Below are 23,655 nucleotides of genomic sequence, written 5' to 3'. Positions count from 1 at the left end.
AAAATAAAATCCTTCTTGTTATTTATTTAACTTTCCGACCTCTATACAGTTTCATTAAGTAACACCGAAAATTAATATATAATACCCACACACAAATAAATACGACTCAAGAAAGGATATTTTATATGTTAAACTCCTCTAATACGAAAAAACGAAGAACTAGTATAAAAGTTAAGTTAATTGGAATATTTGCAACAATAATCATTCTGATGTCTGCGGAAATTTTCTTACTTAGCTACAATTCTTTCAATACAAATAAGAAGTATGAACAAGTTCTAAATGACATTAACAATGCAAATAAAATTGGCGATCAAATTGCAAACGTGAACAAGGAGCTCTTAGATGTACAGTTTGGTAGCAAAAAGATTTCTGACGCAAAGTATAGGCAAAATATTAATACCATAAAATCAGAAGCTATGAATATCTTACAGTCCGAAGGCTCTGAAGACTCCAAGATATCCATGTATCAGATATATAAACTGATGGATTCTGTAAGCCAAAGTATTGACTCAACTGAGGCAAGTATAAACGCAAATAAATCAGAAGAAGCAATAAAGAACTCTCAAAATGTAGGGAACATAGTCGGTTATGTAAAGGACTATTCTCAAAAATACATACTTCAAGCTATAACTAATAGTGAAAACTTAAAAAAGCAAATATCAAGCAGTGTTACAAGATCACTTATATATAGTCTTGTTTTATTTGCAGTGATTTTAGTTATCTCTATAGTAAGCGTAAGCATACTTTCCTTTAATCTTATAAGACCTATAAAAGAATTGAAAAGCAAAGCCACTGAGATATCTAATAATAACTTATCTATCGATAGAGTTGAGGTACAAACTAGAGATGAACTATTTGATCTGGCAAATGCTTTTAACGGAATGTTAGACAATCTTAGAAATATAATACATAAACTAAGCACCGCTAACAGCAATATAAATGCTACTTCATTAGAACTTAATAATACTTCAAACCAAAATAGTGCTGTTGCAGAAGAGATAAGTGCAACCTCTACAGAAATTGTTAATAGCATAAATATACAAAATCAAAAGGTTTCTGAAACTGTAGATAATCTTGATGATATGTATAACTCTTCTGAAAAAATCATAGAAAAATCTAATAAAATACTTGAGAGCGCTAATACTTCAGCTATTCTAGCGAAAGAAGGAAACAAGAGCATAAGTGAGTTCTTAAATCAGTTAGAAATAATAAAAAATTCTGCAAATGATACATCAAGTATAACAGATAGACTTAACTCAAGTGCTCAAGAAATGAACTCTATTGTAAATACAATTACCTCTTTGGCTTCACAAACCAATCTTTTAGCACTTAATGCAGCAATTGAGGCTGCTCGTGCCGGTGAAAGTGGAAAAGGCTTTGGTGTAGTTGCTGAGCAAGTTCGTAAACTAGCAGAAGAATCAGCTTTATCCGCTCAAAAGATAGGCAATATTGTAGCTAACTTTAAAACCGAAACAAGTCTTATTAATAATAAGATGAGTGAAAGTATTAACCAAATATCAATAGGAAGCTCTATAGCTGAAAAAACAATGATAAATTTCAAGAGTATATCACAGTCAAATGAAGTGGTTAACAGTGATATACATGATATAGCAGCTCAGATTAATAATTTCACAAAAGTTATTAAAGATATATCAACTAAAATGAGTGAAGTAAATGATATATCAAATGATAACTTTAGATCCAGCTCTGAAATCTCTGACGCTATAAGCCAGCAAGCTAATAGTTTATTAACCTTGGTGACTTCTGCTACAGAATTAAACGACCTATCTGAAGAACTTAACGAGGCTGTTAAGCATTTTAAGCTTTAATAACTAAGGAGGTATTAATATGCAAAAAAAACTAATATCATTATCGCTACTGCTTGTCACTCTACTAACTTTTGTTGGCTGCAGCACAAATGTTCAGAGTAATGTGTATTTAGATATGATTAATAATAAGGATTCAAATAAAAAGACCTTACTTCTAGCAGAATCTCAGTCAAAAGACTATCCGACTACTCAAGGAGACAACGAGTTTGCTAAGCTAGTAAAAGAGAGAACTAACGGAAGAATAGAAATTAAAGTTATTACTGGTGGTGGCCTCGGAAGCGAAAAGGACACTTTAGCCCAAGTAAGGATGGGGACTATAGACTTTACTAGAACTAGTATCTCTCCCCTATCTAGCTATTCAGACATAATGAATGTCTTATCTCTGCCTTATTTATACAGAGATAGTGATCATATGTGGGCAGTACTTAACGGATCTATAGGTAAGCAAGCCCTTCAAGATATACAAAAAGCAAATCTAGTTGGTTTGGCATTTTATGATTCTGGTTCAAGAAACTTTTATAATAATAAGAAAGAAATAAAATCAGTAGCTGACTTAAAAGATTTGAGAATAAGAGTTCAAGAAAGTGATCTGATGAAAGCACTTGTTTCTTCACTTGGAGCCACCCCAGTGGCAATGGATTCCGCTCAAGTTCTTCAAGCTTTAGCATTAGGACAAGTAGATGGTGCTGAAAATAATCCTGCTACTTATGTTTCCTCAAATCAATTTAATGTTGCAAAATATTACACAATTGATGAACACTCTCGAATACCAGATATACTTGTAGGCAGTAAAAAGGTAATGGACGGTATCTCAAAAGAAGATCAAGAGATAATAAAGAAAGCTGCTGAAGACTCGGTTGAAGTTCAAAAGAAAGCTTGGAAGACTAACGAAGACATCATGTTGGATAAAATGAAACAAGCTGGAGTTAAAATAACTCAACTTGATCAATCCTCAAAAGATTCTTTTAAAAATTCAGTTACTCCAGTATACGAAAAATTCGGTAGTAAATATACTGATTTGACAAATCAAATCAACCAAACTAAATAAATAGTAGCAATAAAAAAATCGCTGAAGTTATTTTCTTCAGTGATTTTTTTTGAAACTCCACCATATCCCTAACCTATGTGAAGAGATTCTGGCAGTGTATATTCTTATTTTTATTCTTTTAAAATATATATTTAAATATAAAACGTTTTTATTTATCAATTTATAATTAATTTATAGTAAAAAAACAACTTTTTTAATTTTATATCCATTTTTATAAAAATTTTACTTTTATGTTTGATTTAGTTTTCCCAAAAGCTATAATTATTTCATAAAGCAAAGGCGCTTTCTCAGTAATGAGAATGCGCCTTTTTTCATTAATAAAATAAGTCCTTATATTTAATATTTTATACAGGAGGGATCTTTAATGGGAAAAATAACAAAAATAGAAATCATAACTAGGCAAAGTAAGTTTGAAGAGCTTAAAGAGGCGCTTAATGCTATTGGTATCACTGGTATGACTGTAACTCATGTACTTGGTTGCGGACTACAAAAGGGAAAGACCGAGGTTTACCGAGGAAGCAAATTTAAAATAGACCTACTTCCAAAAGTTAAGGTAGAAATTGTGGTTCATACTGTTCCTGTACAAGATGTAGTTGATACTGCACAAAAAGTTTTGAGAACTGGACAAATTGGTGACGGAAAAATATTCATCTCATCTATAGACAATGTAATACGTGTAAGAACAGGTGAGCAAGGCGGGGACGCATTATAGCATATATTACTCTTTAAGTGCTCATAATTCTTTTATCTATCCTTGGCTATTTATATTATTTATATTTTATTAAACTTTGGGGAGGAATTATAAATGAAAAAATTATTAAAATTTACGACGATATTTCTTTTCTGTGTATGCTTCTTTGGTGTTATAGCATATGCAGCAACACAGGGAGATCCAACTGGAGCAACTAAACAAACTGTAAATGAAATTGGTAAAAGCACAAGCTTAGATGATGTTGCAAAGACAGCAGCTTCTACTAAAATAGGTTTAAATTATGTATGGATGATCCTATGTGGATGTCTTATATTCTTCTTTCAAGCAGGATTTGCAATGGTTGAAACAGGCTTTACTAGAGCTAAAAACGCCAACCACACTGTAGCAATGAACTTGGTTGTATTTCTTGTTGGACTAGTTGGATTTCTGGTTATGGGCTTTGCAATAATGTTTGGCGGTGTTGGTGACGCTCCTGTCTACGCACTGGGCGGGCATATGCCCCTTGATAAAGAATTTGCCTTAGGCGGCTGGGGTCTATTTGGATATAAAGGCTTTTTACTGGCAGGAGCCGCTTATGATGTAGGCGTATTCGTTTATTTCTTCTTCCAAATGGTATTTATGGACACAGCTTGCACAATTCCTACTGGAGGTGTGGCAGAAAGAGTAAAATTCTCAGCTGTAATATTAAATGCATTATTTATATCTGCTATATACTACCCTCTATATGGAAATTGGGTATGGGGAGGTGGATGGTTGTCCCAATTAGGTACCAAGCTTAGCCTTGGCCATGGAGTTGTTGACTTCGCTGGTTCATCGGTAGTTCACGCAATGGGTGGGGCCGCAGCCTTGGCTGGAGCAATCATAATAAAGCCTAGAATAGGTAAATTCGATAAAAATGGCAAGGCAACTGCTATACCAGGACATCATATACCTATGGCAGTAATAGGAACAATAATTTTATTCTTCGGTTGGTTTGCATTTAATGGTGGAAGTACTCTTGCAGGAAATGATTTAAGATCAGCAATAGTTATAGTAAATACAATGATTGCTGGAGCCTTTGGAGGACTAGTTGCTATGTTCTACGTGTGGAAGAAGTATGGTAAGCCAGATACTTCAATGACCTGTAATGGCGCCCTAGCTGGACTAGTTGCGATCACAGCACCATGTGCATTTGTAAACAGTATAGCAGCAATAATAATTGGTTCCATTGCTGGTTTGTTAGTTTGTGTATCTGTATCCATAATCGAAAATAAATTTAAGATTGATGATCCTGTTGGAGCGTCTTCGGTTCATCTTGTTAATGGACTTTGGGGTATGATAGCCTTAGGTTTATTTGCAGACGGTACTTATGGAGACGGACTAAATGGAGTTGCTGGAGGAGTAAAAGGTCTATTCTACGGCGATCCTGGACAACTATTTGCTCAACTTATTGCTGTTGCAGTAGTTATAGTATTTGGTGTAGGAAGTCAGCTTCTATTCTGGAAGATAACTGATAAGACAATAGGTATAAGAGTTAAGGCAGAAGATGAAATAACCGGACTTGATATTCCTGAAATGGGCGCTTTAGCTTATAACGAGTTTGAGCAAAAAACATTATAAGATTTTAATCTTTTATAAAGCACTATTACAACATTTATAAAATCCTTTTATTCAAAAAAGTAATGCATAACTAGACGATTGGCTGTGCATTACTTTTTATTCATAACAATTTATAAATGGCTATTGGCTTATTATATTACCTAAGTTTCTTTGAATTATCCTTTATACTTGGATTTTTTACCTCTTCTAATATACTTTTGCTTAACTCAGTGCTTTTATTCTTTCTATATTGTTCTATCACAGACTTTAACTCAGGAATTTCGCTTAATATATAAAAAAACTCTCCTTTTGTAAGAGGTTTTTTATCATCTTTTAATTCATACCCTATCTGTCCACTTACCTCTATGGTGGCATACTTGACCTCATCAATACTCGAAACTCCTATCTGCCTTAATCTAGTTTCAAGTCTATCTACTGTTAGTCTTAATTTTTTAATATTCTTTATATTAATTTTTCCATCTTCAATGACAATAACAGCTTTTCCTGAGAATATTCTTTCTATAAAATCAGATTTTAATTCTAAGTATTCTAATACTATCATAAAAAATACTAACGTGAATGCAGATAAAAAAGTTATAGCTAATCCTTTTCCAGCCAATGGCTCTATTATCAATGAGCCCATTCCTATCATTACAACAGTCTGTGCTATAGTCATCTGTGATATGGATTTTCTTCCACCAATCCTTAAAACTAATGTTCCACAAAAAAATATCACTGTAGCCTTCAAAACCCAACTCATATCCATGACATTACACTCCTTCAAAAGGTCAATTTTAAAAATATAGAAGCACACAAATATATAATTAGTAATAGCTTTATAAAATATGTTAAACATATAAAATAACCTATTACTTTTACAAGAGTTATTTTTTTATTTTTTTGTAAATAATATCTTTACTTTTTTTTAAACTGATTATAAAATAAAGATGAAAAATAAATTTATTAATGATACATATCCAATCGTAGCAATCTTTATAATTAACCTATCGCAAATTATCATGTTTATAGTCTATTATTATTCATTATTACAATTCCAACATATAAACTTTTATCAACATACTACATTCGCAGCTATATTAACCATTATTTTTCGCTGGTTTGTGCAAACGTTAGCATATACATATACTTAAAGAACTTCACTAATACATATTTGCACAAATACACAATCAGATAATGTTTTAGCCTTTGTGCAAACGTTATACTAATTTAATTAAGGAGGGTGATTCAATGAAATCACTAAGAAACAAAATTCTTTCTTTCTCTATCAGCTTTGCTATGCTATCATCTTTAACTTTTACTCCTGCAGGACAATATGTATTTCTTAACTCTAAACCTGAAGTGGCTCAAGCTGCTACCACCTACAACTTACCGACAAATACAAAGGACGGTGTTATACTTCATGCCTTTGACTGGTCCTTCAACACCATAAAAAGTCAGCTTCCAGACATAGCTGCAGCTGGCTACAAGTCCATACAGGTTTCTCCTGTACAAGGAACAAAAGATACAAGCACAGATCCTTCAAAATGGTGGTTACTATATCAACCTACTAACCAATCTGTAGGTAATGCTCAACTTGGTTCTTATGATGACTTTAAAGCACTTTGCACAGCAGCAAAAAGCTATGGCATTTCAATTATAGTAGATGTTGTAATGAACCACATGGCTAATAACGGAAATAACGATCAATTGGACTCTTCTGTTGATCCAAGCTTTAAAAACTCTAGCTATTATCATAATCAAGGACAATGCTCTAATTGGAACAGCAGAAATGATATAACTCAAAAAGGAATAGGAATGCCTGATTTAAACACCCAAAACACTGATGTACAAAACAAAGCAATTACTTTCTTAAATCAGTGTGTAGATGCTGGTGCTAGCGGCTTCAGATTTGACGCAGCTAAGCATATAGAAACTAATATAGGCTTAGATGCTAATCAACCTTGGAGTGGAAACTACTGGACAAATGTTTTAGGAAACTTACACAACAAATCTAGTCTTTATATCTATGGAGAAATACTACAAGATGGTACAGTAGACAATATATCTGCTTATGCATCTTTCATGAATGTTACAGCTAGCAATTATGGTGGTAGCTTAAGAGGTGCAATAACTTCCAACAATCTCAATATAGGAAATGGAATGGGCGGACTTAATAACAAGGACTGCGTTGATTTTGTTGAAACTCATGATAACTATGAAGATGGTACAAGTAAGGCATTGACTAATTGGCAAAGAACAATGGGATGGGCTATAGCTGCTTCAAGAGCTAACTCAACTCCTTTATTCTTTGATAGACCTACAAGTTCAATTGGTAGTGCTGGTGAAACTCTCTGGAAGGATACCAACATAGTTGAAGTTAATAAATTCCATAATGCTATGGTTGGTCAAAATGAATATTTAAGATGGACTAATAACAATCAAACTATGCTTATAGATCGTGGAACATTAGGTACTGTAGTAGTTAATGCTGGTGGAAGCACTTATCTAAACTCAGCAACTAATCTTGCAAATGGGACTTATACTAACCACGGAAGTGCAAGTTGTACATTAACTGTTTCAAATGGAACCATTACTGGAAACATTCCTGGCAATTCAATTATAGTTTTATATAATAGCACAACTCCAAATCCAACACCTACTCCTACAGATAGAGTTACTTGGACTCCAACTACACCTGTAGTAGGAAGTACTGTTACTGTTACTTATGATTCATCAAACTCAGTTTTAAAGGGTTCTTCATCAGTTACAGCTCATTGGGGCTATGATAGCTGGAAGGGAACTACAGATACAGTAATGACTAAAGCTTCTGATAACCTTTGGAAAGTTACTTTAACAGTTCCTACAGCAGCCACAAGCCAATTAAATCTATGTTTTACAAACGGCTCTACTTGGGATAGTAATAACAGTGCAAACTGGTCTATATCCGTAACCAAGTCAGGAAGTAGTTTAATAACTTATCCACGTGCAGGTTATACTGTTGACTACGATAGCAGTACCTTAGTTAAAGGTGGAAGCTTTACTATTTACTATAAAGGTACCTTAGCAAATTCAAGCAAAGTATTGCTTCATTGGGGTACAAATGGCTGGGCAACTGTAACCACAACTGATGTTTCTATGACAAAGAGAAGTGATGGTTTCTGGCAAGGTACAATAACTATTCCTACTACAGCAAGTCAACTAGACTTCGTTTTTACTGATGGTACTAATTGGGACAACAACAGCAGTAAAGACTGGCATCTCACAGTAAACTAATAATTAACTCTTTAACATTTTAAAATTAGGCTATGTTTAATAATATTGTTGAAATTAAGTGGTTATGAAGGAGATGCTATATGAGCGAGCAATTAGAATTAAATGATTTTTTCAGATGGAATGGCGTTAAGAAACTGTATGTTCGAACGTAGTGAGTTTACAGTTTTAGCCATGGAATATGACAAAATCATATTAATTCTTTGCATAAGCTCATCTAAGCATCGGATGACTGACCACTTAATTTCAACAGGCTACTTTAACAGAGCCTAAAATTATATAATTACAAAAGAAAAAGGCCACTGAAGCTAAAATTCTTCAGTGACCTTTTTTAAATACTCTGCTTTATAGCTTTAATCCACTCTTTAGCCTTTAAGCAGTTCCCTTCCTTATCCTTTTTTAGAGGATCCTCAAAAGCAATTTCTCCTAAGAACTGATTGTCTTTTAATTTTTCCTTGAAGTCTGAGAAAGTTTTTCCTTCTTTTCCTCCTCCATGACAACAGAATAAAGCAATCTTTTTATTGCTTATATTATTACTTTCCAAGAATGTATTAAAAACTGGAGCAAATCTACTAGCCCATACCGGTGTTCCTAGAACTATAAGATCATATATTGATAAATCCACAGCTATAGGTTCTAGCTCAGGTTTCTCTTTAAACATAACCTGCTTTCCTCCCCATAGGAACTTCTTAAAGCCTGTTGTAGGTATTTGTTTAACCGGTGTAAGTTCTACTATATCCCCTTTTAATTCTTCATTAATAGAATTTGCTATAAGCTTAGTATCACCCTCTAGAGAGTAGAAAATTATTAATGACTTCATATTAATCAATCCTTCCGATTTTTAATATAGACTATGTTTCATGGCATTTTTTTATATTAGTTGGCTATTATAGGACTACTTACCACTTAATTTAAATACAGTACTTTAAAAGAGCCTTAATAAAATATATAAGTGCTTTATAAGATTTATTATAAAATATAACTATTAAAAAACACCATCTATAAATGTAATCGATTATATTATTTTTTATAGCTAACACTGTATTTAGCAACTCTATCAATATGCTCCATAACATAAATCCGCTTTTCATCTTCATTGTATAGTAATATTACATAATCATTTTTTTTAGGCTTGAAATAGTATAAGCTTTTGTCTTGCAGCCTAGGCTTATACTGATTTAACATAGCTTTTTTAGCTCCATCTGCAGCTTGGTACTTTTTAAGTTGATCTACAAACTTGTTCACTTCATTCTGACTATCTTTGTCAACCTTCTTCCATTCATTGAAATCCGTTAGCTTTCTTGCACTTGTCTCATCGTACTCTAAAACAGAATAGGCTTTTCCATCCAAAGGTATCGCATTAATATCTGATAGTACTTTAATTTCACGCTTAGGTTTGGGAATATCAATACTGAAATTGTCTTTCAACATAAATCTTATGCTTGATAAATACTTATAAGTGCTAATAATTTGAAAAGTAAAAAAAACAACCATAATAGACAAAATAAAAAAAATCTTTTTTGATGCCTTTCTCATACTACCTCTCCAAAGCCTTATTAATTAAATAAACTATATGAATTTTATAAAGGTGAGATTTTAATAATAATATATGTATTTAATAAAATTTATATTTTAAAAAGCAACTAGATCGGGGTAATCCAGCTGCTACTTTATTGGGGGATCAATAACATTAAAAGATCATTTGCAATGTGCATTTTGCTAATTCATTTCTGTCTAAATCCTATGATATTATTATAAACAATAAATATTAATAAATTATATCCTTTGTGATAATAATATGTTAAATATTATTAAATATTTAATTTAATTACCATAAATGTTATATATCTTTTGTGTATAACTACAAATCGCCTTTAATACTTATGAAAAGTTAATATAAACTTCGTACCAACTCCAAGCTGACTTTTAGCTTCTATAATTCCATTATGAGATTCAACTATAGATTTTGCTAAAGCTAACCCAATGCCTATGGAATCTACTTTTCTTGAACTTCTAGCTTTATAGAACCTTTTAAATATGTTAGGTAAATCCTCTTCATTTATTCCTTCCCCAGTGTCCTCAACCGTAACTCTAGTATAAACAGGATTTTCTTCTAGACTTATGTTTATCTTTCCTTTATTTGAACTATGCTCAATTCCATTTTTTATTATATTTATAAGTGCTTCTTCCAACCATAGCCTATCATGGTATAGTATAATTTCTTTGTCATAATCAAATTCTATATACACTTCAGCTTCACTAGCCTTAGTCTCTAGAGCATATATAGCTTCTTCAATAGTTTCATTCAAACTTTGCTTTTCTTTATCAAACTCTATAGCTTTAGCATCTAACTTTGCCAGCTTTAGCATACTCTGTATGAGCCAGTTCATTCTATCAAGCTGACCTTCGTTATTAATAAGAAAACCTTCTCTCTGCTCTTTTGAAAGCTCTTTATTTAAAAGAATATCATTATATACCATCATAGAAGACAATGGTGTTTTTAGCTGATGAGATATGTCAGAGAGCAAATCTATTAGAAACTGCTTTTCTTTTTTTAGTTCACTTATATTATTTCTTATTATTTCCTTCATAGAGTTGAAGGAAACTGCTAGCTTAGAAAAGTCTCCTTCCCTATTCTCACTTATATTAATATCATATTCTCCCTCTATAACCCTTCTAGCGCCTAATGTCAAAACTCTTATCTTATTGTAAAAAAATGTGTACTGAAAATAATTAAGAACTAAGAGTACTATTGCAATAAGTAAAAATACAGATATTACACTATAATTGTTCTTAGCAATAGTATCATTAATATATGGGAAGAGATTATTCTCTAAATCTCTAGTCATTCCGTACTTTGCTAGTATCACCTCTCCCCTTGCTCTTTCTTCCTTGTTAGCCTCTCTTGTGACAAGAGGTATGATTTCACTTTCTAGTTCTGGATTCTTATCCACTACTTTTGCTGTTATAGCTCCAATACTTTTTATATACTCCTCTTTTAAATTGTTATTGTATATATTTATAGAAAATAAGGTAATGCATAAAAATAAAGTTGTTGATAAAAAAAGAATAACTGAGCTCAATCTAAGCTCAGGATTTAAGTAGTATTTCTTCATATTAAGTTCTCCCTACGCTAAACTAATTACTTCTTTATTCCACTTATAACCTAAGCCTCGTTGTGTCACAATATATTCTGGTTCCTTAGGATTATCTTCTATCTTTTCTCTAATTCTCTTAATATAAACCGCCAAGGTATTTTCATCAAAAAATACTTCAGTTCCTTCTATAAGCTCTTCTAAGATCTTATCTCTCTTCATTAAAACCCCAGGGTTATTAATAAATATTAAAAGAAGCTTATATTCTTGTGCAGTAAGTACAATATCCTTATCATTTTTAACTACAACAGCACTTGATATATCTACCATTATATCTCCACTTTTCAGTCTATTTCCTGTTGATTGATTCTTAGTAGTCCTTCTTAAAAGCACCTTAACTCTAGATAAAAGTTCTCTTACCCTAAAAGGCTTAGTTATATAATCATCTCCACCAATCTCTAAACCTAAAACCACATTTACTTCTTCATCCAAAGCAGTTAGAAACATTATGGGAACATCACTTTTCTCCCTTATTTCCTTACACAAATCATATCCACTGCCATCAGGTAGATTAACATCAAGTATTATTAAGTTTATACTATTGTCTCTAAAAAGCTTTCTTCCTTGTTCCAATGTTGAAGCCCTAAGGACCTCATAGCCTTCATCCTTAAGAGTAAACTCTATTCCAAGAGCAAGGGATTGATCGTCTTCCACTAAAAGCAGTGTATTTACCATAATTTAAACCTCTTAACTTATCTCAAATTTATTTTATATACCTATAATTATATAGATACCCCATATTTTTTCAAATCTTCACTACAATTATCATAATTACTACTAATTAATTCTTTAGCAAAAAACATCAATCCTATACATAAGTATACAGCTTTAATTATTTCAACAAATTTATTCATCTTCATTTCTCCTTAGTATATTATTTTTTATATGCTTTCCATGCTTTTATTATATATACTTAGGCAGCTCTGCTCTATAAATATAGGCTTACAAGAAAAAAGTTTGCCTTACAGATTTGTAAGACAAACTTTTTTACCCTTTAGAAGATTAGATTTTCTCTATTCTTCTCTTATAGCTTCAATTAGATTTGATTTTTTAATCCTAGAAAGTGGTGACAGAACAGATAGGTATCCAATCACTAATGATGCTACTAGAGAAATAAGTATTGCACCAAAAGGTATGTTCCATCCAAATTCTCTTACATCTGATAAACCTCTATACATTAGATAAGATAATCCACTACCTATTATAGAGCCATAAGCTGTACCAACCACTGCATAAAGAACTCCTTCTAAGACAATCATCTTTTTAAGTCCCTTTTGTGTAAGTCCAATAGACTTAAGTGCTGCAAACTCTCTTTTTCTTAATATTATATTTGTTGTAATTGTATTTATTATGTTTACTGAACTTATTAGAGAGATAACAGTAATAAATCCATATATAAGAATTTGAAGCATTAAGGTACTTGATTTTTCTCTTCTGTTAGAATCAATTTTATTGTATAAATATAAATTAGTATCTGATTTAGTTATTGAGTTTATTTGCTCTTCAACAGCCTTATCATTTTTTATATCTTTTATTTTTACAAGTAAGCTTCTTGGATTAAGTACATCCTTACCTGTAAGTTTTTTATTAACAGCTTCAGTAGTTATGAACTTCAGTCCATTTGGAGTTCCACTGTTGTCAAAGGGTTCTGCTGATACTATACCCATAACCTTAACAGTTTGAATCTTTCCTTCTCCAAACTTTTTTGGCTCCTCCTGCTTTTTATTTTCTTCTGCATTATCATTAATTTCAATATACTGTACAGGAATCTCATCACCAACCTTCACTTCTGCTAAAGCTCCCACATAGCTCTTCTTACTATCCATATTGTATATCTTATTCTTATTTATTAAAATTACACCATTTTCTTTATTTAATTTATCTTTATCTATACTGCCTGAAATTAAGTACTTTTTTGAAGTCTCCAAAGCTTTATCCTCATAGATCTGTATACTTGATTCCATAAGAGTCTGTTCTTTTCCATTATAATTTATCTTCTTATATACATCACTTAAGCCTTTTACTTCTTTTAACTCCTTATTTCTATCAATTACTGCATAAAAAGAATCATAATTATAAACCTTATACATTTCACTAACCGAATTAAGCTTCTCTACATCCTTTGCTACTGCATTCAGATCTATAGGATTGCTGCTACCACCATTACTATATAGTGTGAAATGTATATCTCTTGATTCATTTGGCTCATCAGTTACCCTTAGAGACATATCCATAAGCGAACTGAAGGAGATAAAGAGCACCACACTTATTACAATTGAAAATACGGTTATTCTATATCTTTTTTTGTTTCTCTTTATGTTCTTTGCTGCCATAGCTCCTTCAAAACCAAATAACTTTCTAATAAGCTTGTTGTCTGTCTTTTTCACTTTTCCCTTAGTTATTATAGTTCTACTGCTTATAGCTGACAAAGGCGATATTCTACCTGCAAATATTGCTGGAAGCAATGCTGATAAATATACAGATACAACACCTACTAAAAAGCTAATAAAAAGCACCATTGGGTCTATGACAATTTTTGCTGTCAGTACAGAGTCTTTTCCTATTAATGTGAAAACTACATATAATATTGACATAGCAATAATTCCAAAAATTATTCCTATAGGTACTGCTGTGAAAACCAATATGGTAGCTTCCTTCAGCACTATGTTTCGTATTTGCTTAGGTGTAGTTCCTACAGCCCTTAAAAGACCAAATTCTTTCATTCTTTCTACCACGCTTATTTGGAAGGAATTATATATAACTGCTACAGTACAAACTACAACTATTGATATTACTATTACTAGAACCATATTTAATCCATTTAACATGCCTGAGTCTTTTCCTACTCCTTCAAGCATTAGTACTTGATCATTTGAAGACACTTTTTTTGAGTCCCCTATAGCTGCAAGCTCCCTTATAGCCTTTTTCAGATTAACTCCAGGCTTAATCTGAACAACCAAGGTAGCATTATCTTTAGATATGTTATCATTTCTTGTAATTATTCTTGCTTTACCTTCTTCCTGGGTATTATAGTTATTCTCTAGTACACCTACAAGCTTGTATTCTTTATCGTTAAGCTTTACCACATCCCCTATTTGCACTTTCTTACCTAAGTGATTAACAACCCATCTCTCAATAACAAATTCATTTTCGTTTTCAGGCATTCTTCCCTGCTTAATCTTAAAAGGTAATAAGTCTAAAGCTTTATTTGTAGTCACTATCTTACTAGCAATAACATCTTTATCTAGCTTAATTTCATCCTCTACTTTATAATAACCATATCTGCCAACCTTAGGATTATTGATGACCTTACTGAAAACCTCTGGAGTTGTATCCTTATACATAACATGAAAAGAACCATAGTTACTTATAGCCTTGTCTAGCTCCGTTTGCTGCATACCTTTGAAGAATAACCCTATGGTTGCAATAAGCGCTACTGATAAAACTATCCCTATCACTGTAAGTAGGGTTCTCTTTTTATTAGCCTTCATATATCGTACTGTAATTTGTTTATAACTGCTTATCATTGCTTTTCCCCCTTAATTACTCTTTAATGTCTTATCAGAAATTATGGCTCCATCCTCAATAGTTATTACTCTATCTGCCATAGCTGCTATATTAACATCATGAGTTATTAGTATTAAGGTTTGATTGTATTTTCTTGCAGTAAATCTTAAAAGTTCTATTACCTCTTTTGAGTTCTTACTATCAAGATTTCCTGTTGGCTCATCTGCTAGTATTATTGAAGGTTTATTTAAAAGTGCTCTTCCTATTGATACTCTCTGCTGTTGACCACCAGAAAGCTCTGAAGGTAAGTGTCCCTTTCTATCAGTAAGTCCTAATATCTCTACTATCTCATTCAAGTAGTTCTTATCTACCTTTTCATTGTCTAAAAGTGCTGGAAGTGCTATATTCTCCTCAACATCTAGCACTGGTATAAGATTGAAGAATTGAAATATGAAACCTATCTTTCTTCTTCTAAATATAGCTAGCTTTTCTTCCTTATAATCATATATGCTTTCTCCATCTATAATAACCTTTCCGCTAGTAGGCAGGTCCAATCCACCTAAAAGATGAAGCAAAGTACTCTTTCCAGAACCAGAAGCCCCTACTATAGCCACAAACTCTCCTTTATTTACTGTCAAACTTACATCTCTAAGAGCCTCTACCTTGTTGTTGTCTTTTCCATAGGTTTTATTCAAATTTTCCACCCTTAATATTTCCATGTTATAAATCTCTCCCTTAACTTTTTTATATACCTAAAGCTTGATATACTCTTATACAATTTTGTAATCACAATAAGGATAAGCCTATCAACATGTTTAGCTAAACATCCTTATTGAAATCAACTACTTCAATCTGAGTCCAGTACAATACTTACACATAAACTCTTATTGATACTTAGCAACTCATCATTTCAGATTACGTTCTAATTATATCCATTATCTAGCTTCAACTCTATGTCCTCTGTCTTACAATATAAAAAGTAATCTTACAGAACTGTAAGATTATATGCTAAGTGTATTATATCTGAAGCTTAAGTCTTCATCTGAAAGTATCAGCTTTATTTAATTGATGCCGTATAAGGAAAATATTCTGAGGGACACTACTTATAAGAAATAATTAAGGGAGGGATGATGCTATTGAATACTGATAATCCTTCAAATAGTAACAACGAAAAAAAAGCGCTATATAGTAGGCAACTAACATCATCTTTACAAGAAAATACTCAGCTACTTAAAGAAATTTTTTCAAAGGATGATACCTTGAGGATACGTAATATAGAAAATCCCAAGATATCATTATTAAAATGTTCAATAATTTATATAGATGGAATGGTAAGCAATGATTATATGAGTGAAAATATTATAAAGCCTATCTTGGATGCTAATTTTCCAACCAGCATTCAAAAGGATGAGATATTTCAAAAACTATTAAGCCAAGTAATACCATCTGGTGATATAAAAAGTTCTAATGATATTAATGAAATTTTAGACTGCATTACTGCTGGCGACACTTTAGTGTTAGTTGATGGTTCTTCATCCTTATTAATAATAAACTCAAGAGACTTTAAGACCAGAGCGATTTCTGAACCAAGCTCAGAAAAATCCATTAGAGGCCCAAAGCAAGGCTTAACAGAGTCTCTTATGATAAATCTTACCCTTATAAGACGAACAGCTAAAAATCCTAATTTAAAATTTCACTTTAAGAAGCTTGGAACCGATACTAACACTACTGTATGTTTGTGTTATATAGAAGGAATAGTTCAAGATAAGATTCTAGAGGAAGTTAAAATCAGATTAGATGCTATTTCTATTAATAGCATAATAAGTACAGAGTACATTCAAGAATTTATTAATGATGCACCACTTTCTCCTTTTGAAACTGTTGGCAGTACAGAACGTCCAGATGTTTTGGTTGGCAAAATATTAGAGGGAAGAGTTGGAATAATGATTGATGGAAGTCCTTTTGCTCTTACTGTACCGTTTTTATTTATAGAGTACTTTCAAGCAGCCGAAGATTATTATAATAATTTCGTCTTCATGTCCTTCAACAGGCTTTTAAGAATTGCCAGCTTTATACTTTCAATATCTATTCCATCTCTTTATCTAGCTTTAGTAACTTATAATCAAGAGATGATACCAACTAACCTTCTGCTAAGCATATACGCAGCAAGAGAAAATGTACCTTTACCAACAGTATTGGAATCGGTACTAATGATTTTAGTTTTTGAGATCCTAAGAGAAGCTGGTACTAGACTTCCTTCCGATATAGGCGAAGCTATAAGTATAGTAGGTGCATTAGTACTAGGTCAAGCCGCAGTTGACGCTAGATTAGTCAGTGCTCCCATGGTGATAGTTGTTGGCTTAACAGGTATAGTAGGACTTATAAACGTAAAGGTAATAGGTGCATCTATAGTAGTGAGGTTCATCTTCCTTATATTATCCTCATTACTAGGAGTATATGGTTATCTATTTGGAGTAATAGTACTTATAGTATATCTAATGAGTCTTAGATCCTTTGGCGTAGGTTATATGAATACCATTGGAAGCATAAGCTCTGAAACTATAATTGACTCAGCTATAAGGGCTCCTTGGTGGCAGCTTAGTTTAAAGGAATTTAAAATCTCTATAAAAGGTAAAATTATAAATAGAAGCAGGGCTAAAAAATGAATAAGTTCAAATTTATTTCTATTTTATTAGTGATTTTTATCTCGCTCAATCTTACCAGCTGTTGGAACTATAGAGAAATTGAAAGTATGTCTGTAGTATCTGGAGTAGCTATCGACAAGGGAAAGTCTAATAATGAATATGAGTTAACAGTAGAAATAATTAAAATAAAAGCTGGAGAGAATGTAGAAAATAAAGCAGAATATATTACGCTAACAGGCAAATCCATATTTGATATAGCTAGAAATATGATTACTGTTAATAATAAAAAGCTATATTGGAGCCATGCAAAATGCATAATAATTAGTGAATCAGTAGCTAGAGATGGGATTGGTGATATTATAGACTGGTTTGTTAGAGATGCTGAAACCAGAACTGATATGTATTTATTAGTATCTGGCGAAAAGACAGCTAAGGAAATTCTCACCTGCTCATCAAAGGATTCAAAGATAATCTCTCTAGACCTGTCCACTCAACTTAAAAATCAAAAAACAGCTTCCAGAGCACCTATCCTAGATCTTTGGGACTTTATTGACAGCCTAATGCAAGAAGGTAAAAGTTCTTCCGCTCCAAGAGTAATACTAAACAAGAAAAATAAAACTTCAACTCCAAGCATAGATGGCCTTGCTATATTTAAAAAAGATCATTTAGTTGGAATGGTAGATGGAACTACCACTAAATACCTGCTATTTGCTCTTAACAAGATTAAGGGGGGAATTTTAACTTTCTATCTAAACAATGAAAGGCCAATTGCCTTAGAAATATTTAAAAACAAAACAGTAGTAACCCCTGTTATAGAAAACGATAATATTAGAATTAACATTTCTACAGAAACTTGGGTATCTCTAGCTGAGAATCAGCCAAGAATAAACTTTTATACCGAACAGGAGAAAATCTCTTTGGAAAAGGATACAGCAACTATACTTCAAAGTTCAATATCTAATTCTATAAGGAAAATACAAGAAGATTATGGTTCAGATATATTAGGCTTTGGATTGAAGATATATGAAGAAAAACCTACCACCTGGAAAAGTATTTCCTCTAGTTGGGACTCATTATTTCCAAAGACGCAGGTATCTGTTAATTCAAAAATAAATATAAAAAATAGTGCTACTACCTCTAAGCCAATAAAAATAGGTGATTAGAATGATAATTTTAGTTGTTTTATTTTATATTACTATAGTATTTTTCGATCAGATTAGCTTATTAAAGCAGGGCTTAAAGAAGGATTTCTATGTTAGCTCAGCTCTATGTGTTTTATCTTTTACTGTAGCAGTATTAATAACCTTTAAAGTTGATCTTCCAAGCCCAGCAAAACCTTTAGAACACCTAATCAAATTTATTTTAAAGCTATAACTTATAGGCTTTATTAAATTACTATGTTGAAATTGCAAAAGGCGGTGTACTATGGAGAAAGAAGTTGTTTACGATAGTTATGCGGTAACTATTGTTATTTTATTTATATTTGGCAGTACCTTAATACTAGGTACTGCTGGAGAGGCTAAAAATAATGGCTGGATAGCGATAATAATAGGACTAATTATGTCACTCCCTATGATTTATATATACGCTAAACTTCTATACCTATTTCCTAAAAAGGACCTATTTGATATTTTTATCATGCTTTACGGTAAATACTTTGGAAGGTTTTTCTGCATATTGTATACTTGGTATTTCTTTCACCTTGGTGCTCTAGTAATTCGTAATTTTGCAGAATTTATGAATACCTTAGCTCTTCCTGAAACTCCTATGATGGTTACAACTATGTTTATTACTTTAATAGTAATATGGAGCTCTACAAAAGGTATTGAGGTATTAGCTAGAAGCTCAAGGATGTTATTCATAATGTGCTTAACGGTTATATGCTTAATAGGATTGCTGTCAATATCTCAGATGTCTTTTCATTATCTAAAACCAATATTAGATAATCCAAAGGATATATTTAAAGGTGCTTTTTCAACCTTTTCCTTTCCCTTTGCTGAAAGTATAGTATTAACTGGCACATTTGCCTGCTTAAAGGAACGCTCTTCCGCTTTCAAAGCCCTTATAAAAGGACTAATTATTGCAGGCTCGATTATATTATTTACCTCAGTGAGAAATTTATTAATACTTGGTCCTAGTTCTCTAGGGATATTATATTTCCCTGCTTATGTGGCTATAAGTAGAATTCATGTTGGCGAGTTGCTCCAACGTTTGGAAGTGTCTGTTGCAATAGTTTTTGTAAGTTCAATTTTTATAAAAACCAATATCTGCTTAATAGCTACTAGTAATGGGTTAAGTAAAATCTTTAATCTTACCAGCTACAAATCACTTTTAATACAAACTGGGCTTCTAATGAGTTATTTTTCCTACATAATGTACGACAGCTCTATGGAGATGTATCGTTGGGCCACAGAAGTATATAAATATTATGCTTTTCCTTTTCAAGTTATAATACCAATCGCCACTATTATTGTAGCTCAACTGAGAATAAAGAAACTTAATCTTGAAACTTCTTAATTTGTTTAGTACTATGCTGTATTTACATGGCTAATCATCTAATACTTTAACTCCAATAATAATAATAAAGCTATTTTCCAACTGAATAGTTCCTATATGGAAGCTTAATTTATACTTGTTCGAAAATTCCAGCTTGTTTGGATCTTCGAACGCTTATAAATTAATAGTTAAGTTAGGAACTTTATAGATTGTGGAAAATAGCTTTTTAACTAATATAAGCTCTATTAACTTACACAATACTTAAAATAATACACTGTTAAAATCCACTGCTGAAATTGATCACAGCCTAAAATAAATACTAGAAATATCTATTTTACTGCCTTATAGTCACTTAGTATAGATATCCTTGAGCTTTTAATAGTTCTGCAATAAGAACTGCTCCACCTGCTGCTCCTCTTAAGGTGTTATGAGAAAGACATACAAATTTATAATCATAAACCTTATCCTCTCTAAGCCTTCCCATAGATATTCCCATACCATTTTCAAAATTTCTGTCTAGCTTAGTTTGTGGTCTGTCAGCTTCTTCAAAGTAATTAAGGAACTTCTTTGGAGCACTTGGTAGATTCTTAACAGCTTCAGGTATATTAAAGTTTTCCCATAGCTTAATTATATCTTCCTTTGAAGGTTTATTTTCAAAGCTTACGAATACTGCCGCTAGATGTCCATCAGTAACTGGAACTCTTATACATTGAGTTGTTATAACTGGCGAACTAGTATCTTCTATCTTTCCATCTTTTATTTGTCCCCATATCTTTAATGGTTCATTTTCACTCTTTTCTTCTTCTCCACCTATATATGGTATAACATTGTCAAGCATTTCTGGCCAGTCTTCAAAGTTCTTTCCAGCTCCTGATATAGCTTGATAGGTACATGCCAATATGGACTTTGGATTATATGCTCTTAGTGCACTTATGGCTGGTACATAGCTTTGAATGGAACAATTAGGCTTTACTGCAATGAAGCCTTTTTTAGTTCCAAGTCTTTCTCTCTGACTTTTTATGATTTCAATATGTCCCCCATTTATTTCTGGAATAACCATAGGAACATCCTTAACCATTCTATTAGCTGAGTTACAAGAAACCACTGGTACCTCATGCTTTGCATAAGCTTCCTCTAGTTCCTTTGTTTTTTCCTTATTAAGAGATACGGCGCAAAAAACAAAATCTACCTCTTTAGAGATTTCTTCTACCTCAGCACCATCTTTTACTACAACACTTTTTAAAGCTTGTGGAATAGCTTTTGCCATCTTCCATCTATCCTTAACAGCTTCTTCATAGGTTACTCCTGCAGATCTTCCACTAGCTGCAATAACTTTAACTTCAAACCAAGGATGATCCTCTAAAAGAATAGCTAGTCTCTGACCTACCATTCCTGTTCCACCTATAAGACCTACTCTTAACTTATCACTCATAATTCTTCACTCCTATTAAATTCACTCATTATATTGTATTCAAAACGAATATATAGTTTATAAAGTTTAATTCTGTATTTCTCTGTAAATACATGGTATCATGTAAGTACATATTAGTAAAATTGAAAGTTTCGATTGATACATTCAATTTTTTTGATAATACTATGGAGATGATAATATGGATTTAAAACAACTGAATTCCTTTGTTACCATATGCAAACTACAAAGCTTTACTCAAGCTGCAGACTCCCTTGGCTACGCCCAATCCACAATAACTACACAAATAAAACTTCTAGAAAACGAATTAGGTGTAAAACTTTTTGAGAGAATAGGTAAAAGCATTACCCTAACTCATCAAGGAAAAAAGCTTCTTCCATATGCAAAACAAATGCTAAAGCTTTCTTCTGAGATAAAAAATGTTTTAACCAGTGAAGAAGTTCCAAGTGGAGTTCTTACTATAGGAGCTGCCGAGTCACTATGTGTGTTGAGACTGCCAGAGATATTAAAAGAATATAGAAGACTTTACCCAAATGTTGAAGTATCTATGAAATTTGGCAACTGCACAGATTTCAGGCATTTTCTTCGTGATAACTTTATAGATGTAGCCTTCTCTTTGGGCACAAGAATAGAATCAGAAGATTTCATAACAGAAATATCCTTCGATGAGCCTATGCTTCTGTTAACCGCCCCTGGACATCACTTAATAGATAAGTCCGAAGTGCTACCAGAAGACATAGCAAAGGAACCTCTTATATTAACGGAGCTTGGCTGTAGCTACAGAGCTGTGTTTGAAAACATGTTAAACAGCTTAAACCTTAAGGCAAATGTTGTTTTAGAAACTGGTAGCGTTCAAGCAATAAAGCAGTTTACCATGAGCGGCCTTGGTGTTACACTGTTACCAAAAGTAGCTGTTGAGGAAGAGTTGAATAGCGGAAGATTAGTTTCTCTTAACTGGTCTGGCCCTGACTTTGGTATAGTATCCCAGGTACTTTATCACAAAGACAAGTGGCTATCTCCTGCTCTAAAGGCATTTTTAAAACTTTCAAGAGAGATGATGTAGATACCAGGATTAACAGATTAATGAAGATGCACACTTCAATACGAAGACAATTTTAAATTCTCCTCTATTTTCTGAGAGGAGAATTTAAAATTATAAACCTAAATATGAAGTGATGCATCTATAGAAAACCTTACTATCGACTATATTTTAATTCTATCACTTAAAGCTTCTACATAACTTTTAGGGTCTTCACTGTTCATAACAGAAGACATCACTGCAACACCATAGGCTCCACATTCCATTACTGAATTCATGTTTTCTTCATTTATTCCGCCAATGGCTATCACAGGGATTTTTACAGTATTACAGATTTCTCTCAAAAATCCTAATCCCCGTCCAGCAAGTCCTTCCTTACAAGAAGTTTCAAAAATATGTCCCGCTATTAGGTAGTCTGCACCTTTATGCTCAGCATCTATAGCCTCTTCCAAGGAATGGATGGACACACCTAAGAGCCCCGAAAATTCATCTTGAAAATCTATAAAGGCACTAAAGCCTAAATGTAATCCATCAGCATTAACTTTCTTTGCTACCTCATAACTTCCATTAATTATTAAAGGTACTCTTCCATTAAGCTTGTTCTTCAACCTATAGGCAAGTTCTAACAATTCATCTGTTTTTAGATACTTTTCCCTAAGTATAATGGCAGCTGCTCCACCTTCTGCACTTTTCTCGCAGATATCTTCAAGTGCCCCTTCTTTAATCAGCTTTCTATTTGTTACAACATATATACCTTTTTTCATAGCTCTACACCTTCAACTATCAGCCTTTTATATAGGGAACCAACTTCAACTATTAATTTATATATGCCCGATAATCACCATAAGTCGATACTATCAAACATGTATAAATTCAGTTTTCGTAAAGGATACCTATTTATAATAAGTTTATTCAAATCAAGTGGTTATAAAAGGAGATGGAATTAA

At 32.5% G+C, this 23,655-nt stretch carries 20 protein-coding genes; 10 read left to right on the top strand and 10 right to left on the bottom strand.

Translation table 11 applies throughout. The features are described from left to right. Positions 1-125 precede the first annotated feature (125 nt). The 4 genes from GXK57_RS16040 (at position 126) to GXK57_RS16025 (ending at position 5,188) form a co-directional block, all read left to right on the top strand. On the top strand, positions 126-1,829 hold the full coding sequence (locus GXK57_RS16040) for a methyl-accepting chemotaxis protein (protein ID WP_160678326.1): 1,704 nt from the start codon (positions 126-128) through the stop codon (positions 1,827-1,829). A gap of 19 nt (positions 1,830-1,848) precedes the next feature. Further along, on the top strand, positions 1,849-2,877 hold the full coding sequence (locus GXK57_RS16035; RefSeq protein WP_160678324.1) for a TRAP transporter substrate-binding protein: 1,029 nt from the start codon (positions 1,849-1,851) through the stop codon (positions 2,875-2,877). A 364-nt stretch (positions 2,878-3,241) separates the two neighbouring features. Further along, entirely contained in the window at positions 3,242-3,589 is a 348-nt protein-coding gene (locus tag GXK57_RS16030; RefSeq protein ID WP_160678322.1) for a P-II family nitrogen regulator, read from the top strand. Between the two features lie 93 nt (positions 3,590-3,682). Continuing rightward, positions 3,683-5,188, top strand: coding sequence for an ammonium transporter (locus GXK57_RS16025; RefSeq protein ID WP_160678320.1), 1,506 nt, complete (start codon positions 3,683-3,685; stop codon positions 5,186-5,188). Between the two features lie 136 nt (positions 5,189-5,324). Here GXK57_RS16025 and GXK57_RS16020 read toward each other — a convergent pair whose 3' ends face one another. After that, a complete protein-coding gene (locus GXK57_RS16020; protein WP_160678318.1) occupies positions 5,325-5,933 on the bottom strand; it encodes a DUF421 domain-containing protein in 609 nt (202 codons plus the stop codon). A 482-nt stretch (positions 5,934-6,415) separates the two neighbouring features. On the opposite strand from GXK57_RS16020, the gene GXK57_RS16015 reads away from it, so the two are divergent. After that, positions 6,416-8,440: a carbohydrate-binding protein gene (locus GXK57_RS16015; protein ID WP_160678316.1), complete on the top strand. Its 2,025-nt coding sequence runs from the start codon at positions 6,416-6,418 to the stop codon at positions 8,438-8,440. 328 nt (positions 8,441-8,768) lie between these two features. Here GXK57_RS16015 and GXK57_RS16010 read toward each other — a convergent pair whose 3' ends face one another. The 7 genes from GXK57_RS16010 to GXK57_RS15985 form a co-directional block, all read right to left on the bottom strand. After that, positions 8,769-9,257: a flavodoxin gene (locus GXK57_RS16010; protein WP_160678314.1), complete on the bottom strand. Its 489-nt coding sequence runs from the start codon at positions 9,255-9,257 to the stop codon at positions 8,769-8,771. A gap of 200 nt (positions 9,258-9,457) precedes the next feature. Continuing rightward, the gene (locus tag GXK57_RS16005) at positions 9,458-9,973 is read right to left on the bottom strand and encodes a hypothetical protein (RefSeq protein WP_160678312.1); all 516 of its coding nucleotides are present in this window, start codon (positions 9,971-9,973) and stop codon (positions 9,458-9,460) included. 338 nt (positions 9,974-10,311) lie between these two features. Beyond that, entirely contained in the window at positions 10,312-11,553 is a 1,242-nt protein-coding gene (locus GXK57_RS16000) for a HAMP domain-containing sensor histidine kinase (protein WP_160678310.1), read from the bottom strand. A gap of 12 nt (positions 11,554-11,565) precedes the next feature. Next, a complete protein-coding gene (locus tag GXK57_RS15995; protein WP_160678308.1) occupies positions 11,566-12,267 on the bottom strand; it encodes a response regulator transcription factor in 702 nt (233 codons plus the stop codon). Between the two features lie 47 nt (positions 12,268-12,314). Further along, a complete protein-coding gene (locus GXK57_RS26890; protein WP_275051648.1) occupies positions 12,315-12,446 on the bottom strand; it encodes a hypothetical protein in 132 nt (43 codons plus the stop codon). A 159-nt stretch (positions 12,447-12,605) separates the two neighbouring features. Then, positions 12,606-15,119, bottom strand: a complete 2,514-nt coding sequence (locus tag GXK57_RS15990; protein ID WP_160678306.1) for an ABC transporter permease — start codon at positions 15,117-15,119, stop codon at positions 12,606-12,608. A 12-nt stretch (positions 15,120-15,131) separates the two neighbouring features. Further along, positions 15,132-15,818 carry an ABC transporter ATP-binding protein gene (locus GXK57_RS15985; RefSeq protein WP_160678304.1) on the bottom strand — a complete coding sequence of 229 codons (687 nt, stop codon included), beginning with the start codon at positions 15,816-15,818 and terminating at the stop codon, positions 15,132-15,134. Positions 15,819-16,235: 417 nt separating this feature from the next. On the opposite strand from GXK57_RS15985, the gene GXK57_RS15980 reads away from it, so the two are divergent. Genes GXK57_RS15980 through GXK57_RS15965 form a run of 4 tightly spaced genes read left to right on the top strand, consistent with a single transcriptional unit; the run spans position 16,236 to position 20,261 of the window. Further along, positions 16,236-17,765, top strand: a complete 1,530-nt coding sequence (locus GXK57_RS15980) for a spore germination protein (protein ID WP_202127735.1) — start codon at positions 16,236-16,238, stop codon at positions 17,763-17,765. Next, positions 17,762-18,907: a Ger(x)C family spore germination protein gene (locus tag GXK57_RS15975; protein WP_160678302.1), complete on the top strand. Its 1,146-nt coding sequence runs from the start codon at positions 17,762-17,764 to the stop codon at positions 18,905-18,907. Before GXK57_RS15980 ends, GXK57_RS15975 begins: the two co-directional genes overlap by 4 nt. Position 18,908: 1 nt before the next feature. Next, positions 18,909-19,118, top strand: coding sequence for a hypothetical protein (locus GXK57_RS15970; protein WP_160678300.1), 210 nt, complete (start codon positions 18,909-18,911; stop codon positions 19,116-19,118). Positions 19,119-19,169: 51 nt separating this feature from the next. After that, complete coding sequence (locus GXK57_RS15965) at positions 19,170-20,261, top strand: endospore germination permease (RefSeq protein WP_160678298.1); 1,092 nt, start codon at positions 19,170-19,172, stop codon at positions 20,259-20,261. A 331-nt stretch (positions 20,262-20,592) separates the two neighbouring features. On the opposite strand, the gene asd is transcribed toward GXK57_RS15965, so the two are convergent. Continuing rightward, positions 20,593-21,672, bottom strand: coding sequence for an aspartate-semialdehyde dehydrogenase (asd, locus tag GXK57_RS15960; RefSeq protein WP_160678296.1), 1,080 nt, complete (start codon positions 21,670-21,672; stop codon positions 20,593-20,595). A 178-nt stretch (positions 21,673-21,850) separates the two neighbouring features. Between asd and GXK57_RS15955 the strand changes: the two genes are divergently transcribed. Continuing rightward, positions 21,851-22,732 carry a LysR family transcriptional regulator gene (locus tag GXK57_RS15955; RefSeq protein ID WP_160678294.1) on the top strand — a complete coding sequence of 294 codons (882 nt, stop codon included), beginning with the start codon at positions 21,851-21,853 and terminating at the stop codon, positions 22,730-22,732. Positions 22,733-22,872: 140 nt separating this feature from the next. Here GXK57_RS15955 and GXK57_RS15950 read toward each other — a convergent pair whose 3' ends face one another. Next, positions 22,873-23,472: a thiamine phosphate synthase gene (locus GXK57_RS15950; protein WP_160678292.1), complete on the bottom strand. Its 600-nt coding sequence runs from the start codon at positions 23,470-23,472 to the stop codon at positions 22,873-22,875. Between the last annotated feature and the right edge of the window lie 183 nt (positions 23,473-23,655).

It is taken from the genome of Clostridium sp. C8-1-8, assembly GCF_009928445.1.
Lineage (GTDB): Bacteria > Bacillota > Clostridia > Clostridiales > Clostridiaceae > Clostridium_AR.
Note: the sequence above shows the minus strand (reverse complement) of the source record. Positions and strands in the feature narration are given on the sequence as shown.

Bases quoted from the DNA above. Each gene is read 5' to 3' on its own strand.
- GXK57_RS16040 (WP_160678326.1), top strand. From the start codon at position 126: ATGTTAAACTCCTCTAATACGAAAAAACGAAGAACTAGTATAAAAGTT.
- GXK57_RS16035 (WP_160678324.1), top strand. From the start codon at position 1,849: ATGCAAAAAAAACTAATATCATTATCGCTACTGCTTGTCACTCTACTA.
- GXK57_RS16030 (WP_160678322.1), top strand. From the start codon at position 3,242: ATGGGAAAAATAACAAAAATAGAAATCATAACTAGGCAAAGTAAGTTT.
- GXK57_RS16025 (WP_160678320.1), top strand. From the start codon at position 3,683: ATGAAAAAATTATTAAAATTTACGACGATATTTCTTTTCTGTGTATGC.
- GXK57_RS16020 (WP_160678318.1), bottom strand. From the start codon at position 5,933: ATGGATATGAGTTGGGTTTTGAAGGCTACAGTGATATTTTTTTGTGGA.
- GXK57_RS16015 (WP_160678316.1), top strand. From the start codon at position 6,416: ATGAAATCACTAAGAAACAAAATTCTTTCTTTCTCTATCAGCTTTGCT.
- GXK57_RS16010 (WP_160678314.1), bottom strand. From the start codon at position 9,257: ATGAAGTCATTAATAATTTTCTACTCTCTAGAGGGTGATACTAAGCTT.
- GXK57_RS16005 (WP_160678312.1), bottom strand. From the start codon at position 9,973: ATGAGAAAGGCATCAAAAAAGATTTTTTTTATTTTGTCTATTATGGTT.
- GXK57_RS16000 (WP_160678310.1), bottom strand. From the start codon at position 11,553: ATGAAGAAATACTACTTAAATCCTGAGCTTAGATTGAGCTCAGTTATT.
- GXK57_RS15995 (WP_160678308.1), bottom strand. From the start codon at position 12,267: ATGGTAAATACACTGCTTTTAGTGGAAGACGATCAATCCCTTGCTCTT.
- GXK57_RS26890 (WP_275051648.1), bottom strand. From the start codon at position 12,446: ATGAATAAATTTGTTGAAATAATTAAAGCTGTATACTTATGTATAGGA.
- GXK57_RS15990 (WP_160678306.1), bottom strand. From the start codon at position 15,119: ATGATAAGCAGTTATAAACAAATTACAGTACGATATATGAAGGCTAAT.
- GXK57_RS15985 (WP_160678304.1), bottom strand. From the start codon at position 15,818: ATGGAAATATTAAGGGTGGAAAATTTGAATAAAACCTATGGAAAAGAC.
- GXK57_RS15975 (WP_160678302.1), top strand. From the start codon at position 17,762: ATGAATAAGTTCAAATTTATTTCTATTTTATTAGTGATTTTTATCTCG.
- GXK57_RS15970 (WP_160678300.1), top strand. From the start codon at position 18,909: ATGATAATTTTAGTTGTTTTATTTTATATTACTATAGTATTTTTCGAT.
- GXK57_RS15965 (WP_160678298.1), top strand. From the start codon at position 19,170: ATGGAGAAAGAAGTTGTTTACGATAGTTATGCGGTAACTATTGTTATT.
- asd (WP_160678296.1), bottom strand. From the start codon at position 21,672: ATGAGTGATAAGTTAAGAGTAGGTCTTATAGGTGGAACAGGAATGGTA.
- GXK57_RS15955 (WP_160678294.1), top strand. From the start codon at position 21,851: ATGGATTTAAAACAACTGAATTCCTTTGTTACCATATGCAAACTACAA.
- GXK57_RS15950 (WP_160678292.1), bottom strand. From the start codon at position 23,472: ATGAAAAAAGGTATATATGTTGTAACAAATAGAAAGCTGATTAAAGAA.